The sequence below is a fragment of the Streptomyces sp. BE20 genome (genome assembly GCF_036322525.1).
In the GTDB taxonomy this organism is placed as follows: Bacteria; Actinomycetota; Actinomycetes; order Streptomycetales; family Streptomycetaceae; genus Kitasatospora.
This window is the reverse complement of sequence record NZ_JAQYWW010000898.1, coordinates 1-1,311: the sequence shown is the minus strand read 5'-3', so window position 1 is coordinate 1,311 and position 1,311 is coordinate 1. Positions and strand designations below refer to the sequence as shown.

The following is a 1,311-nucleotide window of genomic DNA, read 5'->3' as shown; positions in this document are numbered from 1 at the left end:
GGACCGGACGGCGTCGACGAACGCGGCGAAGGCGTCGGCCTCGAAGACGAGCGCGGGGCCTTGGGGGTCTTTGGAGTCGCGGACCGGGACGGCGCCGGAGAATCCTGCGGCGACTTCAACGCAGTTCCCGCCGTTCTGGCTGTGGCTGGACTTGACCCAGACGGCGCCGGTCAGGTCTACGGGGATGGTGCTGCTCATGGTCGGAGGTCCTTCCGGGCTGCGCGGATCGCTTCCAGGGAGGCCACATCCGAGCTGGCTCCCACCTGGAGCCGATCGTAGTCCCTGGCCCACATCGTGACCGTTGTGGATTCCCTGGTGAGAAAGCCGCGTTCCTGAGACTCGGTGTACCCGAGCATGCTGCGGTCAGCCATGGTCAGCAGAACCAGCGGCAATGCGAGGGTTCGACGCTCGCCCATCGAGAACGGCGCCACCTGAATGATAGTCCTGGGTTGGTCGGCCAACTCGGCGAGATGGTCCAGTTGTTCCCGCATGATCCGCGTTCCGCCGACCAGTCGGCGAAGGCAGCTCTCATCGAGCACCGCGTGAACCAGAGGCGAATCCCGGGTTCCGAAACGCTGCTGACGGGAGAGCAGGTAGGAGACTCTCCCCTCGGCCTCCTCATCGGTGATGACCCCTCGCCGCAGATCTGCGCCGGCCAGGGTCTCCGCGTAGGCCTTCGTCTGGAACAGCCCGGGGATGACGCCGAGCTCGAACTGTCGGAGCTCGACGGCCTTCGCCTCGTACGCCGCGTACTCCGGGAAGCCCTCCAGCAGTGAGGATCCGTTCAGGCTCCAGTACATGAGTTCCAGAGTCCCACCGGTCATCAGTACCTTGTCGGCGCTCTGTACCCAGTCAAGTGTGGGATTGCGTGTCCCTCGTTCGAGGTTCGAGATCTGGCTGTCACTCAGCCCCGTCCGCTGTCCCAGTTGGATCTGGTTCAGCCCGATCGCTTTCCTTGACCTGCGGAGTTGGACACCGAAGGCCGCCAGTGGAGATGTCGATGGGTTGAGCTCCGCCTCACGCACAATCAGACCTCTTCGATCCCTGAATCCCATGGAGAAATCTGTCAAGTGGGAATGGCTTCCGATAGTAGGGGTCGGCGGGCCACGATGGCTACACCCCGTGAGAGATCCGGGACCCTGTGCGACCAATGGAGCCCCCATGCCCAGTTGCCCCCGCATGCCCGTGTACACCCCCGTCGTCGGGGAGGTGGTCCGTGACTTCGGGTGCCGTGTCCCCGCCGGTGGGGTGCTCGAAGGCGTCTACATGGACACCCTCGGCGGCCTCGCCTACCTCCGCCACGAGGGCGGC

Annotated in this window: 2 protein-coding genes; both read right to left on the bottom strand. The window is 64.9% G+C overall.

The window, feature by feature from the left end:
• On the bottom strand, positions 1-198 hold a 198-nt coding region (locus PUR61_RS19215), incomplete at its 3' end, for a DUF397 domain-containing protein (RefSeq protein WP_329880183.1).
• Positions 195-1,070, bottom strand: coding sequence for a helix-turn-helix domain-containing protein (locus tag PUR61_RS19210; RefSeq protein ID WP_329880182.1), 876 nt, complete (start codon positions 1,068-1,070; stop codon positions 195-197). The genes PUR61_RS19215 and PUR61_RS19210, both read right to left, overlap by 4 nt.
• Positions 1,071-1,311: the final 241 nt, after the last annotated feature.